This window comes from Pseudomonas sp. URIL14HWK12:I6, assembly GCF_000514195.1.
In the GTDB taxonomy this organism is placed as follows: Bacteria; Pseudomonadota; Gammaproteobacteria; order Pseudomonadales; family Pseudomonadaceae; genus Aquipseudomonas; species Aquipseudomonas putida_A.
On the sequence record NZ_AZVL01000003.1, the window covers coordinates 433264 to 448759 of the forward strand.

General features: G+C 61.5%; 15 protein-coding genes. 6 read left to right on the forward strand and 9 right to left on the reverse strand.

Annotated features, from left to right (window positions below; all coding sequences use genetic code 11):
* Window positions 1-101: 101 nt before the first annotated feature.
* The gene (locus H043_RS0107895) at window positions 102-1610 is read right to left on the reverse strand and encodes an AhpA/YtjB family protein (RefSeq protein ID WP_027611399.1); all 1509 of its coding nucleotides are present in this window, start codon (window positions 1608-1610) and stop codon (window positions 102-104) included.
* Window positions 1611-1744: 134 nt separating this feature from the next.
* Between H043_RS0107895 and serB the strand changes: the two genes are divergently transcribed.
* On the forward strand, window positions 1745-2959 hold the full coding sequence (gene serB, locus H043_RS0107900; RefSeq protein WP_007967407.1) for a phosphoserine phosphatase SerB: 1215 nt from the start codon (window positions 1745-1747) through the stop codon (window positions 2957-2959).
* 101 nt (window positions 2960-3060) lie between these two features.
* Here the strand turns inward: serB and H043_RS0107905 are convergent, their stop codons facing one another.
* On the reverse strand, window positions 3061-4815 hold the full coding sequence (locus H043_RS0107905; protein ID WP_027611400.1) for a hypothetical protein: 1755 nt from the start codon (window positions 4813-4815) through the stop codon (window positions 3061-3063).
* 220 nt (window positions 4816-5035) lie between these two features.
* Between H043_RS0107905 and H043_RS0107910 the strand changes: the two genes are divergently transcribed.
* Entirely contained in the window at window positions 5036-5437 is a 402-nt protein-coding gene (locus H043_RS0107910) for a hypothetical protein (RefSeq protein ID WP_027611401.1), read from the forward strand.
* A gap of 60 nt (window positions 5438-5497) precedes the next feature.
* Here the strand turns inward: H043_RS0107910 and asd are convergent, their stop codons facing one another.
* The 3 genes from asd to H043_RS0107925 are packed head-to-tail and all read right to left on the reverse strand — an operon-like array spanning window position 5498 to window position 8772.
* Window positions 5498-6358: an archaetidylserine decarboxylase gene (asd, locus tag H043_RS0107915; RefSeq protein ID WP_027611402.1), complete on the reverse strand. Its 861-nt coding sequence runs from the start codon at window positions 6356-6358 to the stop codon at window positions 5498-5500.
* Entirely contained in the window at window positions 6358-7191 is an 834-nt protein-coding gene (gene rhdA, locus H043_RS0107920) for a thiosulfate sulfurtransferase (protein WP_027611403.1), read from the reverse strand. The genes asd and rhdA overlap by 1 nt, the downstream gene beginning before the upstream one ends.
* A gap of 42 nt (window positions 7192-7233) precedes the next feature.
* The gene (locus H043_RS0107925; RefSeq protein ID WP_027611404.1) at window positions 7234-8772 is read right to left on the reverse strand and encodes an HDOD domain-containing protein; all 1539 of its coding nucleotides are present in this window, start codon (window positions 8770-8772) and stop codon (window positions 7234-7236) included.
* A 166-nt stretch (window positions 8773-8938) separates the two neighbouring features.
* On the opposite strand from H043_RS0107925, the gene motA reads away from it, so the two are divergent.
* Both motA and motB read left to right on the forward strand, forming a co-directional pair.
* Window positions 8939-9790, forward strand: coding sequence for a flagellar motor stator protein MotA (gene motA, locus H043_RS0107930; RefSeq protein ID WP_007952169.1), 852 nt, complete (start codon window positions 8939-8941; stop codon window positions 9788-9790).
* 3 nt (window positions 9791-9793) lie between these two features.
* Entirely contained in the window at window positions 9794-10870 is a 1077-nt protein-coding gene (motB, locus tag H043_RS0107935) for a flagellar motor protein MotB (protein WP_027611405.1), read from the forward strand.
* A 52-nt stretch (window positions 10871-10922) separates the two neighbouring features.
* Here the strand turns inward: motB and H043_RS0107940 are convergent, their stop codons facing one another.
* From H043_RS0107940 to rsgA, 4 genes are all read right to left on the reverse strand, one after another.
* A complete protein-coding gene (locus tag H043_RS0107940; RefSeq protein ID WP_027611406.1) occupies window positions 10923-11408 on the reverse strand; it encodes a toll/interleukin-1 receptor domain-containing protein in 486 nt (161 codons plus the stop codon).
* On the reverse strand, window positions 11408-12367 hold the full coding sequence (locus H043_RS0107945; protein WP_027611407.1) for a caspase family protein: 960 nt from the start codon (window positions 12365-12367) through the stop codon (window positions 11408-11410). The genes H043_RS0107940 and H043_RS0107945 overlap by 1 nt, the downstream gene beginning before the upstream one ends.
* A 2-nt stretch (window positions 12368-12369) precedes the next feature.
* Window positions 12370-12777, reverse strand: a complete 408-nt coding sequence (locus tag H043_RS0107950) for a TIR domain-containing protein (protein WP_027611408.1) — start codon at window positions 12775-12777, stop codon at window positions 12370-12372.
* A gap of 212 nt (window positions 12778-12989) precedes the next feature.
* The gene (rsgA, locus tag H043_RS0107955; protein ID WP_027611409.1) at window positions 12990-14021 is read right to left on the reverse strand and encodes a small ribosomal subunit biogenesis GTPase RsgA; all 1032 of its coding nucleotides are present in this window, start codon (window positions 14019-14021) and stop codon (window positions 12990-12992) included.
* A 107-nt stretch (window positions 14022-14128) separates the two neighbouring features.
* Between rsgA and orn the strand changes: the two genes are divergently transcribed.
* Together orn and H043_RS0107965 are read left to right on the forward strand one after the other, a co-directional pair.
* A complete protein-coding gene (orn, locus tag H043_RS0107960) occupies window positions 14129-14671 on the forward strand; it encodes an oligoribonuclease (protein WP_003221098.1) in 543 nt (180 codons plus the stop codon).
* A 204-nt stretch (window positions 14672-14875) separates the two neighbouring features.
* Window positions 14876-15487, forward strand: a complete 612-nt coding sequence (locus H043_RS0107965) for a trimeric intracellular cation channel family protein (RefSeq protein WP_003221099.1) — start codon at window positions 14876-14878, stop codon at window positions 15485-15487.
* The last annotated feature ends 9 nt before the right edge of the window (window positions 15488-15496 follow it).

Genomic DNA, 15496 nt, shown 5'->3' on the forward strand with positions numbered 1-15496 from the left:
CTCGCGAAGGGGCCGGAACAGGCGCCATAAAAGATCGCAGGCAACAAAAAAGCCCGCAGACGATCGCTCGTCTGCGGGCTTCTGTGTTTCAGGCCTAAGGCTTACGCCCGGCGCTCATGCATCCGCGCCAGTTGTCGCTCGAGCATCGACGGATAAGGCTCCATCAACCGCTCGACACAGCAGGCCCCCTCAGGGCTGGCGATCGGGCGGATCCGCGCTCGCTGACGAATCAGCGCATCGTCACCGATCTTGCGCTCGACCAGCAGCAGGTTGCGACTGTGTTGCGACAGGGCCAGGGCATCCTGAGCCGAATCGGTCAGCAGCAGGTCGATCTGGCTCAGGCCGAACAGCTCGTCGCCCAGGGTCAGGCCCAGTTGCAATTGCAGGGTGATGCCGCTGTCGGCGACTTCGATCTGCAACTGATGGCCCAGCGCCCGCAGCAACTCGCCGCAGCAGATGGCGTTGGTCAGGTAGTCGTCACCGCTGTCTTCGGTGTGGAACAGCATCAGTGTGCTGCCATCGTTCAGGGTTTCGATTTCGCCCTGATACAGCGAAGCGGCCTGATCGAGACAATCGCGATAGCGCTCCAGCAACTCTTCCAGACGGGCGCGCGGCAGGCGCCGCAGTTGCTCTTGCGAACCCAGCTGAATCGCCAGCACCGCGCTGTGCTGCGGCACGCTTGGTGTCGCTTTACGCGGAGCCGGAACAGCTTCGGTCAGCGACTCGTCGCGCAGATCGGCAAACGGGTCTTCGTCGTCATCATCGTCTTCAACGGTGCTGACCACGTGGCGCGGCGCCGGTTTTTGCGCGGCCATCGGGCGGGTTTCGTCAAAGCTCGGGTCACGCAGGTTGCGCACTTCGAACTCTGGCTCATCCTCTTCCTCGAACTCGGGTTCTGGCTCAGGTTCAGGCGCAGGCTCCGGAGCGTAGTTGGCGTGCAGCTGACGCGCCAGATCGCCGATTTCGTCCTGACGATCTATGCCCGGCGTGTGTTCGTCGATGCGCCGCAGCCAGACGCGCAATTGCAGCAACGGCGTCGATAGATAGCGCCCCATGCGCAGGCTCAGGGCCAGCGACAGGGCCAGCAGAATCGCACTGAGAATGCCCATGCTCTGCAGGCTGATGGTCATCGGCTGCTGGAACTGATCCATGTCCAGGCTGATGCGCAGTTGCCCGGCAGTCACGTCCTGGAAGGTGATCTTGCTCTCGTACATGCCCTCGGCTTCGCCCAGCAGGCTGTGCTTGGGACGCTGACCGGATTCGGCGAGGATGCGGTTGTCCACGCTATAGATAGCGGCGTGTGCCACCAGCTTGTTCTTGGTCAGGTTGTTGAGCAGCACGTTGAGGCTGAGGATGTCGTTGGACACCAACAGTTCAGTGGCGGAGGTGGCAGTCTGCGTGGTCAGGCTTTCGCCCAGCGCATCGGCCTGCTCGTGCATGGCCTGCTTGAACTGCAAGCCCATCACCCCGGCATAGATCACCAGGGCCAGAGCGACCAGGATCACGTTATGGCTGGCAATGCGCAATGCAATCGGCACACGGCGGTGGCGCAGTGCACGGAAGATCAGCAGGAAGAAGTTATCGGTTTTAACTGGCGTGGGCCGGTTCACTGAGCTCGGCTCTTTTGTCCGTGAAGTTGACGCGCAGTATAGCGACAGGCCCTAGACCGGCAAAGCGCTCGCGGTGCCCGATGGTCACTGAAAGTGGGTAGAATGCGGTTTTTTTCCAGTTGCGGGGGTGCGCGTTGCGCGAAATCGTCCTGATTAACATCACGGGAGTCGACCGTCCGGGTCTGACTGCGGCCATTACCGGCGTTCTGGCACAAGGTGGTGTGAACATTCTCGACATTGGTCAGGCGGTGATCCACGACACCCTGTCGTTCGGCATCCTGGTCGAGATTCCCGACTCCGAGCAAGGCAAAGCCGTGCTCAAGGACATCCTGTTCAAGGGCTACGAGCTCGACCAGCAGGTGCGCTTCACCCCGGTGTCCGAAGAGGATTACCAGCAATGGGTGGGCAATCAGGGCAAAAAACGCCACATCGTCACCCTGTTGACCCGCAAAGTAACCGCCGGCCAATTGCAGGCGGTCAGCTCGATCACCGCCAAATATGGCCTGAACATCGACCATATCGACCGTCTGTCGGGTCGCATGCCGCTGGACACTCCGGCGGACAAGGGCAAGGGCTGCATCGAGTTCTCCGTGCGTGGTGAAGCGGCTGATCCGCAGGCGCTGCGTGCCGAATTCCTCAGCGTTGCGCAGGAGCTGAACGTCGACATCGCCTTCCAGGAAGATTCGCTGTTCCGCCGCAACCGGCGTCTGGCGGTGTTCGACATGGACTCCACGCTGATCGAAGCCGAAGTCATCGACGAACTGGCCAAGGCCGCCGGTGTCGGTGAGCAGGTCTCGGCCATCACCGAGCGCGCGATGGCCGGCGAACTGGACTTCCGCGCCAGCTTCAAAGAGCGCCTGGCGTTGCTCAAAGGTCTGGATGTCAGCGTGCTGGACTCGATCGGCGCTTCGCTGCGCCTGACCGAAGGCGCGGAAACCCTGTTCGCCGAACTCAAGCGCCTGGGCTACAAGACCGCGATCCTGTCCGGCGGCTTCACTTACTTCGCCAAGCAGTTGCAGGCCAAACTCGGCATCGACTACGTGTTCGCCAACGAACTGGAAGTGGTCGACGGCAAGTGCACCGGCGTGGCCATCGAGCCGATCGTCGATGCGCAGCGTAAAGCGGATCTGCTGAAGGAACTGGCGCACAAGGAAGGCTTGCGTCTGGAGCAGACCATCGCTGTGGGCGACGGCGCGAATGACCTGCCAATGCTGGCGATTGCCGGGCTGGGTGTGGCGTTCCGCGCCAAGCCGCTGGTCAAGCAGTCGGCGAAGCAGGCGATTTCCACCCTTGGGCTGGATGGTGTGCTGTATCTGCTGGGCTTTCGCGATCGCGACGGGCAGCTCTGACATCTCTATCGTCTGACTGGCCTCTTCGCGAGCAGGCTCGCTCCCACATTGGACTCGGTCTCCTGTGGGAGCGGGCTTGCTCGCGAAGGGCTCAACCCGATCTAAAGCGATTTCCACAACGAATCGAAATCCTCCTCGCCCCCGCCATTCTGCGCGGCCTCCAGCGAGCGATAGGCAAACTGATTGAAACTGTGCGTACTCGCCACCCGTCGATCCAGCCCGGCGCGGTGTTCTTCGCCGTGGGTGTTGATCAGCACTTTATTGCCTTCCTGAAACGGCAGGCGCGGGGCGAGCAAGGTCGCGGGCAAGTCGATGGCGCTGATCTCCGGTAGCAGCAGACCGCGCAAATACTGACTGTGATCATCTCGCGAGCGCACCAGTTGCAAGCCGCAGGGTTCGGCGTGTGGCGCCACCAGTTCTATGCCCATTTGCGGCCCGCTGCCGCGTACCTGACGAATCCAGCGCACCACCGCGATGCTCCAGCCCTGATTCGCACTGTCCTGAATCCCGAGCATTTCCCCGGCCTGCAATTCGACGGGTACTTCGCTTGGCCACGCCAGACAATAGCCGCCGGGACTGTGGTTGATCACCGGCAAACTGTAGGTCGGATAGTGTGGAGGGCTGTCCGTGTTGCTTTCGTCCTCGCCCAGATGGTCGTACTGGATTTCCTCGTAGGGCAGCAACTCTTCAGTTGCGCCCTGCGGTGCGGCGTCGAAGGCCTGGCTCCAGCTGTCCTTTTCGCCCTGGACCACCACGCGACTGAAATTGGCCGCGCGAGCACCGGGATGTTTCAGCAGTTCGCTGAAGCTGCGTTCGCCGCCCAGGTAAAAGTGCAGGGCGCTCATGCCGACGCACACGGTCAGGCTGCCTTGACCGGCGGTGCGCTGAAAACTGCGCTCAGCGGCCTGGCCCCAACTGGCGTGCACATGTTGCAGGGTGTCGAGGCTCAGTCCTGCCGGGACCGGCAGCGGCGTCGACGTCTCTTGCTGCAGTAAATGCGCTTCGATCATGTTCACCAGCGGTTGCGGATCTAAGCCCAGCAATGCGCCCTGTTGTTCTTTGCGAAACATGCTGCGGTAGCGCGGGCCGGCGTCCAGTTCAGCGCTGATGGCGAACAGTCCATCCTGCGGGCTGCCGGGATGCAGCTTGAGCAGGGCACTCCACGGCTCCAGCACTTCGGCCAGCCGGGCGATCTGGTTCTGGCGCAGTTGATTGCAACGGGCGCTGCCCAGCAGCAGGGCGGCGATGTAGGTCTGTTCCAGGCTCAGTTCGCTGCTCAGGCTCGCCAGATCGTCATGCACCCGACGCTGTTGCAACTGCAAGGCGCAAGCGCAGCGATACAACTGATGCAGCTCGAACCACAGATGTTCCGGCGGCGGACTGTACAGCTGCGTCGCCCGCAGCAGTTGCCCCTTGAGCGCATGCGCGGCCCGTTGCAGGGCCTGACTGACCAGTGCCGCCCGATCCTTGTGATACTTGGGGACAATGCGCAGAACGATCTGCTTGTAGCCGATAGCCAGATGACTTTGCAGCGCCTGGCACAAGTTGCTGATCTTGCGAGAGCGCTCATCGAGCATGATTGCCTGATGCAGAAAGTGCCGCTCCAGATGCTGGCAGACGAAGTAAACCTCGGGGCGCAGCAGCTCCAGCAGTTGCAGGCGATTGTCACTAGGGGTGAGCAATTGGTTGAGTTCGCCCAGGCCTAGGTACAACTGGCGGGCGGTTTCGCCGATGTTGGCCTTGGGCAGGCCGGCGATCCAGCGCTTGAGATCGCGCGGGGTGGCTTCGCAGAACGACAGGCGCGTTTGCGTCGGGATCGGGGCGCGCAGGGAGGGTTGGGGGCGTGACTCACTCATGCCGTGACTGGCTCCAGCGGCGAAATTGGCAACACCAAGAACTCTAGCAGCTGTAGTCTGTTTCGCCGGATGGCGTCAGGCTTTTTGACCACTGGTCTGCTGGCCGGATGCCATTCAACAAGCCCTACTAGTCTCTCAGACGTGCGATCGGAAACGCACGGTTGCACGGCCTGCCGTCAACCTCGGGCAGGTCTCCCGAAACTTCAAGGAGATGAGGTTCATGTCTAAATATGCAGTGGCAAATCAATGGGGCGGTAGTTCGGCACCGTGGCATCCGGGTGGAACCTGGGTGCTGGGCGGGCGGGACAACCAGCAAGTCGTCGCCATCGAGATCAAGTCGGGCGATGGCGGCAAAAGCTTCACCGGCACCATGACTTACGCCGGCGAAGGCCCGATTGGCTTCAAGGCGCAGCGCACCGGTCAGAATCAATACAACGTCGAGAACCAGTGGGGTGGCAATGATGCCCCATGGCATCCGGGTGGCAAGTGGGTGATCGGTGGACGGGACAATCAGAACGTTGTCGCGTTGAGCGTCACTTCCAGCGATGGAGGGAAAAACCTCAGTGGCACCAATACCTACGCCAACGAAGGGCCGATCGGCTTCCGTGGGCAGATAGAGTAACGGCGCCTCCCAGGTCGTGTCCGCCCCTTCACAGACGTGTGAAAGGGCGGATCAGCCGGCTCAGGCCGTCGGCAGGGCCAGAGCCTGGCCCATTTGCACTGGCGAACCCGCCACCAGTTCTTCAGCCCATTTCACTTGATCCGGGCCAAACAGCACGATCGCCGTCGAACCCAGTTTGAAGCGCCCCAGTTCCGCACCTTTTTCCAGATGAATCGGCGCACGGGCGGCTTCGTCGTAGCGGAAGGTTTTCAGTTCGCGCTTCGGTGGGGTGACCAGACCGGCCCACACGGTTTCGATCGAAGCGACGATCATCGCGCCGACCAGCACCACGGCCATCGGCCCGCGTTCGGTGTCGAAAATGCATGCTACACGCTCGTTGCGGGCGAACAGCTCCGGAACGTTTTCCGCAGTGGTCTGGTTGACCGAGAAGATCCGGCCCGGGATGTAGACCATCTCGCGCAGGGTGCCGGCCAGCGGCATGTGCACGCGGTGGTAATCCTTCGGCGACAGGTAAATGGTGGCGAAGTCGCCGCCCATGAACGGCGCGGCATTCGCAGTGTCACCGCCGAGCAGTTCCAGCACGCTGAAGCTGTGGCCCTTGGCCTGGAACACCCGACCGTGTTCGATCGGGCCGAGCTGGCTGACCGCACCGTCGGCCGGGCTGAGGATCGCGCCCGGAGTCTGATCCAGTGGCCGCGCGCCGTCTTTCAGGGCACGGGTGAAGAACGCGTTGAAGTGCTCGTAGGCGGTCAGGTCTTCGACCAGCGCTTGCGACATGTCCACCTGATAACGCTTGGCGAACCACTGGGTGAAGGCATTCTTGAACCAGCGCACGCGGCACTCGGCGACGCAGCCGGCCAGGCGCGACAGCAGGTGATGAGGCAGCAGGTACTGGCTGAGGATAAACAGACGCTCTTTCATTAGTTGTCCTTAGAACCTTGAATCTCGACAGGCGTGTCAGGGTGGTTGCCCCATTCGCCCCAGGAACCGGCGTAGCCCTTGACCCGCGGATAACCGAGGGACTTGGCCACCAGATAAGTGAAGCCCGACCGGTGATGGGTCTGGCAGTGGGTAATGATTTCTTTGTCCTTGGTGATCCCGAGGTCTTCGAGGATCTGCGGCATGTCCGTGCGGATTCGCAATTGACGCGCCTTGTCCATGCCGGCGGTCCACTCGAAGTTCACCGCACCGGGGATGTGTCCACCCTTGGCGGCCAGCACTTTCTCACCGGAATATTCCAGTGGCCCACGGGCATCCCAGATCGCCAGATCGGTGGCGCCGAGACGACTTTGCAGATATTCACGGGTTGCCGTCGGCTCGTCGTGCAGGGTCAGCGCCACCGGGCCGCCCACTGCAGGCGGTACCTGGATCGACATCGGCATGCCCGCTTTCAGCCATGCCGGCAAACCGCCGTCGATGTAGTGGTATTTGTCATGACCGATCACGTCGAGCAGCCAGATGAAACGCCCGGCCCAGCCACCACCCTCGTCGTCGTAGACCACGTAAACCGCGTCCGGACGATGCCCCAGCTCACCGAACAACGCCTCCAGATCGGCTTTGGCCGGCAGCAGCCCCGGCGCCGGTGGCTGGCCGAGCTGGGTGCGCTTGGGGTCGACAAAGCGTGCGCCGGGAAGGTGACCTTCGGCATAACGGGCAGGGCTGGTCAGATCCACCAGAATCAGTTCAGGGGAATCGAGACGCGGGAGCAGGTCGCTCGGCTCGATGACGAGCGGCAAGCCAGAGAAGTCAGACATGTGAGGTCTCCAGAGCACAAAGGGGGGGATTGTAGCGCAGCCTCATCGGCCACGGCTGCTAAAGCTGTGCAGGGCCTTTTCGATGCACTGCGCGGTTTTGCCGAAAGCCTGCACGCTGATGTCGGCGAACGGCCCACCGCCCTGGTCGGCGACGACGATCATGATCACCCGGCCGTTATTGACCAGCGAACGCAGGAACAGATGCTCGCCACGGAACAGCGCACGCAGGCCCGGCGGCAACAATGCGGAAAATTGTGCGTTGTTCTCGGGGTTGATCCGCACCTGTGCCTGTTGTGCGAGCAGGCGCTGCAAGACTTTGCTCTGACTGACGACAAAGTTCAGCGCGCCGGCTTCCTTCGGCAAACCGAAGGTCTGGTTCACTCGCAGATTCGATTGCGTGCGGTCGGCCATCAGAATCATCACCCGGCGCATGCCGCTGGCGACCAGCGCATCACGGGCGGCGACGGTCAGGCTCATGGCATTGGTGAAGCGGCTCGGCTCGGCCAGCAGTTCGGCGCATTGCCGGCGCCATTGAGTCAGATCCTCGGCATTCGGCGCCGCCGCCGGCAGCATCCCGGCCGGCAAGCGATGGGTGCCCCATGGCCATAATAATGAAACGGCCGGGTGCCACAGATCGGGCATGGCATGCTGGCGCGCGCTGTTGGCGGCTTGCTGGTGCAGTTGCTGCTGCACTTCGTCCATCGAGATTTGCAGATAAAGGCTGGTCAGGTACTGCCAGCGCTCGCTGTGCGGACTGTCCCAGGCCTGTTGTGCCGACAGCGCCAGGCCGTTGGCCAGCAACACGGTGTTGGCCGGTTGGTTGAGCCAGCGGCGCAGGGTCGGATCGTCGTCGAGGCGATTCTGCTGGCGCAACGGATGTTCGCTGTCGCGGGCGATGCGCAGAACTTTCACCAGTTCGCGCTGTTCGCTGAGCAGCAGTTTATAACCCTGCTGCACCCAGATCGGCAGGTGCCAGACTTGCACCAGCGCTTCGGCGATCTTCAGCAGGCGCACGCCAAACAGTTGCTTCTCGACCGTGCGCGCCGATTCGCCCTTGTGGATAACCCGCAGCTCCCACTCTTCGAGCAATTCGGGAAACGTCAGCGCCAGCGGCCATAACGGCGACAGAAACAACAGGCTGCCCCAGTGAATGTCCTGCCACAGGCGTGCGAGGCGGCTGGCGAAAAAACCGTTGGCCTGTTGTGTCGCGTGCTGGCTGATCATCTGCAGTTGGCGCAACGCTTTGGGGATCTGCATCTGCGGTTCCACCGGTAGACGCGCGAGCAATTCTTCGGTACGCGCCAGGCCCAGACGGTTGATCGCCACCTCGAGATTTTCCGCCGGAGCGGCCATGGTGCCGTGGGTGTGACGATTTGCCTCACGGATGATGCTCAAGGCCAGCGCCGGGCTGTCCTGCATCAGGTCGGCGATATCGCGCAACGAGCTGCGGTTGTCGCGGATCGCCCGACAAACCTTGTCGTGAGCCTCTTGCGGCACGGGCAGGCGCACGCCATCGAGCAGTTTGACCCAGCCCTCGAGCGTGGTCGGTTTTTCGTGTGGGACGTTCGTTTCATTAGCCATGTCTGGACGAGATCTTCACTGACTGTAGACGCGCCCGGCATGGGCTAAATTGGCTTTTCGCCTGAACTGGCTATAGTCTGGCGCAGTTTTGCCGATAAGTAGAAGAAGAGATTTTTTAACTTCCGAATATGACCTTGAACCCGACTTAAATAAGTACTTTCTACCTATGGCTAAAATTATCGGCATCATCGTCGTATTCGCGAGCGTGCTCGGCGGATACGTGCTCTCCCACGGCAAAATTGCCGCCCTGATCCAGCCCTTCGAGGTGATGATCATCGGTGGTGCGGCCCTCGGTGCATTCCTCCAGGCCAACCCCGGTTACATGACGATGCACGTGCTCAAGAAATCCCTGAGCATGTTCAGTTCGCGCTTCAGCCACACGTTCTATCTGGAAGTGCTCGGCCTGATCTACGAGATCCTCAACAAGAGCCGCCGCGAAGGCATGATGGCCATCGAAGGCGACATCGAAGACGCTGCTGCGAGCCCGATCTTCGCCAAGTACCCGGCCGTGCTCAAAGACGAACGCATGACCGCGTTCATCTGCGATTACCTGCGCATCATGTCCTCCGGCAACATGGCTCCGCATGAGCTGGAAGGCCTGTTCGACATGGAACTCTACAGCCTCAAGGAAGACCTCGAGCACCCGTCCCATGCGGTGAACGGCATCGCCGACGCCATGCCCGGTTTCGGTATCGTCGCGGCGGTACTGGGTATCGTGGTGACCATGGCGTCCCTGGGTGAAGGCGATCAGAAATCCATCGGCCTGCACGTGGGTGCGGCACTGGTCGGTACCTTCTTCGGTATTCTCGCGGCCTACGGTTTCTTCGGGCCGTTGGCGCATTCCCTGGCGCACGATGCCAAGGAAGAACTGAACGTCTACGAAGCCATCAAGGCCTCGCTGGTAGCGTCGGCTTCCGGTATGCCGCCATCGCTGGCCGTGGAGTTCGGGCGCAAGGTTCTGTACCCGGCGCACCGTCCAAGCTTTGCCGAGCTGGAACAAGCCGTTCGCGGTCGCTAAGCCATGGAAAATAATCAGCCGATAATCATCAAGCGCGTCAAGCGCATAGCCGGTGGGCACCACGGCGGGGCGTGGAAAATCGCCTTCGCCGACTTCGCCACGGCGATGATGGCGTTCTTCCTGGTGTTGTGGCTGCTGTCCACCGCAACGCCTGAGCAGAAGATCGCCATCGCCGGTTACTTCAAGGATCCGGTCGGCTTCTCCGAAAGCGGTACGCCGTACATCATCGATCTGGGTGGCACGCCGACCCTGGCACCGGAAAACACCCTCAACCCTGAGGTGAAGTCGCAGCCGCAACCGGACAAGGTCACGGTCGACACCGAGCAGGTCGAAGGCATGGCCGAGCAGGTCGAGAAAGAACGCCTGGAGCTGTTGCTGCAAGAACTGCAGAACAAGGTCGACGAGAACCCGCAGCTGCAGAAGTTCAAGGATCAGATCCTGTTCGAGATCACCCCGAACGGCTTGCGCATCCAGATCATGGACGCGGAAAACCGGCCGATGTTCGACTCGGGCTCGGCACGTCTGAAGCCGTACTTCGAAGACATCCTGCTGGCCATGGCCGACACCATCAAAGCGGTGCCGAACAAGATCAGCATCAGCGGCCACACCGACGCCAAGCCGTACATCGGCACCGGCGATTTCGGCAACTGGGAGCTCTCGGCCAACCGTGCCAACGCAGCACGGCGTGCGCTGGTGGCCGGGAGCTATCCGGATTCGCAGGTGGCGCGGGTTGTCGGTTATGCCTCGTCGGCGCTGTTCGACAAGGAAAACCCGTTCAACCCGGTCAACCGCCGCATCGACATCGTGGTCCTGACCAAAAAGGCCCAGGCCGCCATCGAAGGTTCGCAAGGTGCCGACGCGGCCAAGCCCGCCGCCGAAGGTCAGAACGGCGCCGCTCCGGCGACGCCGGTCGATCCGAACGCGCTGCCGGCGGACCAGCAACCGGTGCCGGCACACGAGTTGCGCGAACGCCTGAACCTGTTCGACGACGCCGCACCGAAACCGGCCGCGCCGGGGACTGCGGCGCCAGCGCCAACAGCTCCACCAGCTGCTGCGCCGGCCCCCGCGCCGAAGCAGTGACCGACAAAAAAGCCGACAGTGATGTCGGCTTTTTTGTGGCTGTCGATTGGCCTCAGAAACCGCGCCGAATCCGGTTCTTCAGTTGTTCATGGAAAAGATCGGCGTTGCGCTTATAGGTGCCGCTGAAGGATTCGTTGCTCGAATCCAGCGTCATCGAGCGCTTGCTCGATACTTCTTCACGATAGGCATCGATGAAGAAATTCAGATCACTGGCCGTGCTCAGCTTCGGCCACTTGTCCAGATACTCCGGCAGCTTTGCCGGCCCGGTGCGGAACGAGCAGATCCGTCGGTTGCTGATCGTCGCTTCGCCGATTTCGAACGGCACCCACCACGACAACGCGGTTTTTTCCGAAACCACTGCCAGCAGGTGCGTGCATTCGGTGATGTTGCGGGTGATCACCCCGGTGATGTCATCGGTGGTCTGCGATTCTGGGTCGAGCACGTCGAGGTAGGTTTTGATATTGGCCTGCATCAATTGCGCATTGATCGCCATGGCCTGCGGGCGATCCATGTGGCGGTAGCTGATGAATACGGGCATCAGAAGTGTCCTTTGAGGGCGAGTTCACGGTAGTAGGCGCCGAGCGCCGTGAGGCGGCAGCCCGTGGAGTTAATGGCGGCGTAGTACATGTGCTCGGCATCCACCGGTTCGATCAGGCTGTGGCGATTGCACATTTGCAGTTGCTTGAAAATGTCGCCGTGCTCGGGGTCGAACAGTGCTTCGGTGGGCTCGTAGCTGGGATCGAGTCTGAAAACGAAGCTCGGCTCCGGGAACCAGTCCTTGAGTTTGCGCAGGGTTTCCTCGGCAATCAGCGGTGCGACCTCGCGTAACGGCACAAACTGCGAGACATTGGTCTTGAACACCGGACGCTGTTCCCAGGCGCCCAGCGCATTGTCGACAAACGAGTAAACGCTACCGGGGGTGACCTTGCCGAGTACGTTGGCAGCGCCGCCGTGCAGCGCTTGCAGCAACAGATCCGTGAATACGCCATGACCGCGACTTTCCAGGGCGTACTGCTCTTTTTTGCAGGCCGTGAGAATGGTCACGCCTTCGCCGATCACACTGCTGCCGCCACGCAGATTGCGCATGGCGCCTGCTGCGCCGGCCTGGCAGCAATCGAGAATGATGATTTTGTTCTTGATGTGCGGGGCCTTGTCAGCCCACTCCAGAATGTCGCTGATGCGGATCCCGTCTCCGCCAGGCTGATAGTCCTGGGGAATCAGGAGTCCTTCGTCGATGCTGGTGTCAAACTGACCATGGCCGGCGAAGTACAGCAGTGCCACGTCACAATCGCCTGAGAACAGGCTCTGGATCTGCTGTTTCATGTGGCTGAGCGTGAGTTTTTCTTCGGCTGAAGTCAGCACTTTGCTGCTGAAGTTCGGTCGCCCGTTGGCATGACGCTCCAGCACCGACGCCATGGCCATGGCGTCGTTGTTACAGCCGCTCAAGGGCGAGACGTGGTCGTAGTGGTTGATGCCGATAAACAGTCCCTTGCGCATGGTTACACCGCCGTGTGCTGACGGATCGCACCGATGATGCTGTTGGTGTTCCACGCGCACTCGGCGTGCGCCGCCTCACGCACGACGCTGGAAATACGCTCGGCGCCGAACGGCTTGATCGCGATGATCACTTTGCCCATGCGCTTGGCGATCTCGATTTCCTTGTTGATCCACTTGCTGTAGGTCGAATACATCCCGGCCATGATCAGCACCGCCGAGCACGGGCGAATCTTGTTCTCGATGGCTTCTTCGAGTTGCTTGTCGGTCTGCGCGCCCATGATCGGGTTGTGCGGCGGCACGGAAAAATTCTTGAAACTGAAATCCGGTCTGGCGCCGAGCAGGCGTACCAGATTGTCGTGAGCGTGGGCGTAGTTCCACGAATGGCTGATGAACAAATGGTAGGTCTGCATGGGGTTCCTCGAAGGTCGCGAAGGTGCGAAGGAGGACCCCAATCTAGGCATCTGACGCGAGCCTACAAGGGCTGGGCGGTGAAAGAGAAATGTCCTGCAAACAGGTGCGAACGAGTCTGTCAGAAAAGTCTGACGTTTAACGGAATCGAGGATTTGTCAGGCGCGGTCCGACATCCGGCAACCCTCGGGCGAGAGGCTGCCGGTGCAGATGTTTAGTAGCCGTTTTCCGGCAGGCTGGCGATGATCGAGCGGTAGCTGTTCATCCGCTGCTGCTGCACGCGGCCGTCTTCCAGGGCCTTGAGCAGTGCGCAACCGGGTTCGCGATCGTGCTTGCAGTCGCGGAAGCGGCAGGTGCCGAGCAGGTCGTTGAACTCGATGAAACCGGCTTCGACGTCGGCGCGGCTGACGTGGCCCAGACCGAACTCACGGATACCCGGGGAGTCGATCAGCTCGCCGCCGCCTGGGAAGTGGAACAGGCGTGCGGTGGTCGTGGTGTGCGTGCCCTGACCGGACAGCTCCGACAACGGGCCGACGCGGGTCTCGACTTCCGGCAGCAGGCTGTTGACCAGCGACGACTTGCCGACGCCGGACTGGCCGACGAACACGCTGATGCGCCCGTCGAGCTGCTTCTGCAACTGTTCCATGCCATTGCCGTGATGCGCCGAGACTTCCAGCACCGGATAACCCAGCGTGCGGTACACCGCCAGCAGGGCGTTGAGTGCCGGGGCGTTCTGCTCGTCGATCAGGTCGAACTTGTTCAGCAACAGCAACGGGCGGATGCCGGCGTGTTCGGCGGCGACCAGGTAGCGGTCGATCAGGTTGGCATGCGGCTCGGGCAACGGTGCGAAGACGATGACGATCATGTCGACGTTAGCGGCCACTGGCTTGAGCTGGCCACGGCTGTCCGGGCGGCAGAGTTCGGTGTTGCGCGGCAGTTGCGCGACGATCACCCCGATGCCCTGGTTGCCGGCGCGCCAGACCACCCGATCACCAGTCACCAGCGCCGGCAGGTTGGCGCGCAAGTGGCAACGGAAAACCTGGCCAGCCAGTTCGCCGTCCACAGCCTCGACTTCGACCTGTACGCCGAAGTGGGCGATCACCAGGCCGTGCTGCTCTGGGCCGAGGTCGCCGCCTTCGAGGGCTTCTACCGCCGAGGACTCGCGTTTGGCAGCGCGCGCGGCGCGCTCGCCCTGAATCTTTTCGATGCGCCAGTTTTGACGACGATTGAGTTGGCGTTTGGCCATGGGTGTTCCGTCTGAAGAATGCAGCGATTAGGTAAAACGGCCGCGAGTTTAGCACGCCCGGGCACCGGCCTAGGCTAAACTGCGCAGCATTGCCTAGGAGCCCGAATATGCAAAACCCGCAGAACCTGATCTGGATCGACCTGGAAATGACCGGTCTGGATCCGGAAAACGACGTCATCATCGAAATGGCGACCATCGTCACCGACAGTGACCTGAACACCCTGGCCGAAGGCCCGGTGATCGCCATTCACCACAGTGACGAAGTGCTCGCCCGCATGGACGAGTGGAACACCCGCACCCACGGCAACTCGGGCCTGACCCAGCGCGTGCGTGACAGCCGTATCAGCATGGCCGAGGCCGAGGCCGAAACCATCGCTTTCCTCGAGAAATGGGTACCGAAGGGCAAGTCGCCGATCTGCGGCAACAGCATCTGCCAGGATCGTCGCTTCCTTTATACCCACATGAAGGCACTGGAAAGCTACTTTCACTACCGCAACCTCGACGTGTCGACGCTCAAAGAGCTGGCCGCACGCTGGGCACCGGACGTGCGCGACAGCTTCAAGAAGGGCAGCACTCACCTGGCGCTGGACGACATCCGCGAGTCGATCGCCGAGCTGCAGCACTACCGCAAGCATTTCATCAAGTTCTGATTGAGGGGTGTCTGCCCTGACGTCTTCGCGAGCAAGCCCGCTCCCACCATTTGGAATGCGTTCCCCCTGTGGGAGCGGGCTTGCTCGCGAAGAGGGCGTCAGAGTCCCGTAAGATTCAAGTCAGAAATGCATCCCGGAGCGCGCCCCCTTCTGGTGCGGCGCTGAAATGGCTAGACTGCGCGCCTTCCTGCCAGGACCGCCGCCATGTTGCTGATGCTCTATCTGATCGCCATTACCGCTGAAGCCATGACCGGCGCGCTGTCTGCCGGGCGGCGCGGCATGGACTGGTTCGGGGTGGTGTTGATCGCCTGCGTCACGGCATTGGGCGGCGGTTCGGTACGTGACGTGTTGCTGGGGCATTATCCGCTGACGTGGGTCAAGCACCCGGAATACCTGGTGCTGACTTCGGCCGCCGCGATGCTCACTGTATTCACCGCACGCTGGATGCGTCATCTGCGCTCACTGTTTCTGGTGCTTGATGCGGTCGGTCTGGTGGCGTTCACCCTGATCGGCTGCATGACCGCTCTGGAAATGGGCCACGGCATGCTGGTGGCCTCGGTCAGCGGTGTGATCACCGGCGTCTTCGGCGGCATCCTGCGTGACATCTTCTGCAACGACATCCCGCTGATCTTCCGCCGCGAGCTGTACGCCAGCGTCTCGTTCGCCGCCGCGTGGTGCTACATGCTCTGCCTGTACCTGAATGTGCCGAGCGAACAGGCGATTCTGATTACCCTGTTCGGCGGTTTTCTGTTGCGGTTGCTGGCCATTCGTTTCCACTGGGAAATGCCCAAGTTCGTTTATAACGACGCACCTTGACGTCACGCT

Bases quoted from the DNA above. Each gene is read 5' to 3' on its own strand.
- H043_RS0107905 (WP_027611400.1), bottom strand. From the start codon at position 4,815: ATGAGTGAGTCACGCCCCCAACCCTCCCTGCGCGCCCCGATCCCGACG.
- H043_RS0107910 (WP_027611401.1), top strand. From the start codon at position 5,036: ATGTCTAAATATGCAGTGGCAAATCAATGGGGCGGTAGTTCGGCACCG.
- asd (WP_027611402.1), bottom strand. From the start codon at position 6,358: ATGAAAGAGCGTCTGTTTATCCTCAGCCAGTACCTGCTGCCTCATCAC.
- rhdA (WP_027611403.1), bottom strand. From the start codon at position 7,191: ATGTCTGACTTCTCTGGCTTGCCGCTCGTCATCGAGCCGAGCGACCTG.
- H043_RS0107925 (WP_027611404.1), bottom strand. From the start codon at position 8,772: ATGGCTAATGAAACGAACGTCCCACACGAAAAACCGACCACGCTCGAG.
- motA (WP_007952169.1), top strand. From the start codon at position 8,939: ATGGCTAAAATTATCGGCATCATCGTCGTATTCGCGAGCGTGCTCGGC.
- motB (WP_027611405.1), top strand. From the start codon at position 9,794: ATGGAAAATAATCAGCCGATAATCATCAAGCGCGTCAAGCGCATAGCC.
- H043_RS0107940 (WP_027611406.1), bottom strand. From the start codon at position 11,408: ATGCCCGTATTCATCAGCTACCGCCACATGGATCGCCCGCAGGCCATG.
- H043_RS0107945 (WP_027611407.1), bottom strand. From the start codon at position 12,367: ATGCGCAAGGGACTGTTTATCGGCATCAACCACTACGACCACGTCTCG.
- H043_RS0107950 (WP_027611408.1), bottom strand. From the start codon at position 12,777: ATGCAGACCTACCATTTGTTCATCAGCCATTCGTGGAACTACGCCCAC.
- rsgA (WP_027611409.1), bottom strand. From the start codon at position 14,021: ATGGCCAAACGCCAACTCAATCGTCGTCAAAACTGGCGCATCGAAAAG.
- orn (WP_003221098.1), top strand. From the start codon at position 14,129: ATGCAAAACCCGCAGAACCTGATCTGGATCGACCTGGAAATGACCGGT.
- H043_RS0107965 (WP_003221099.1), top strand. From the start codon at position 14,876: ATGTTGCTGATGCTCTATCTGATCGCCATTACCGCTGAAGCCATGACC.